The sequence below is a fragment of the Hymenobacter sp. HSC-4F20 genome, assembly GCF_019599275.1.
Taxonomy (GTDB): Bacteria; Bacteroidota; Bacteroidia; order Cytophagales; family Hymenobacteraceae; genus Hymenobacter.
Window position 1 is genome coordinate 1 of record NZ_JAHZTD010000029.1, and the last position, 445, is coordinate 445.

The 445-nt window shown below is 60.0% G+C and carries 1 protein-coding gene; it reads left to right on the forward strand.

The annotated features are described in order from the left end of the window. Window positions 1-113 precede the first annotated feature (113 nt). Window positions 114-434: an iron-sulfur cluster assembly accessory protein gene (locus K3G63_RS22575; RefSeq protein ID WP_220616414.1), complete on the forward strand. Its 321-nt coding sequence runs from the start codon at window positions 114-116 to the stop codon at window positions 432-434. Window positions 435-445 lie beyond the last annotated feature (11 nt).

Here is a 445-nt window from a genome sequence, read left to right on the forward strand (position 1 = left end):
TCGCAAAGGCAACAGGCCAAGTCAGAAGAAAAATGCAGCATTTTCAAGCGCATGCCCGGTGGCACGAGACTTGCGATCACTATGCCAACAGAGCCAGATAGCGAGGGCGAACGATGATCAATCTGACGGACAGCGCGGTGAATGCGGTGAAGACCGCGATCTCCTCTGCGGCGCAGCCGGCGAACGGCTTGCGGATCATGGTCGAAACCGGCGGCTGCGCCGGGTTCAAATACATGATGGGTCTCGCGGAGGACGCCAAGCCCGACGATACCGTGATCGAACGCGGCGGCGTCAAGGTGTTCGTCGACAATGCGAGCCACGAGCATCTCAACGGCACCACGATCGACTTCGTGGTGGCGCTGGAAGGCTCGGGCTTCACCTTCGACAATCCGAACGCGAAGTCGAGCTGCTCCTGCGGCAAGTCGTTCAGCTGATCCCACTGCTC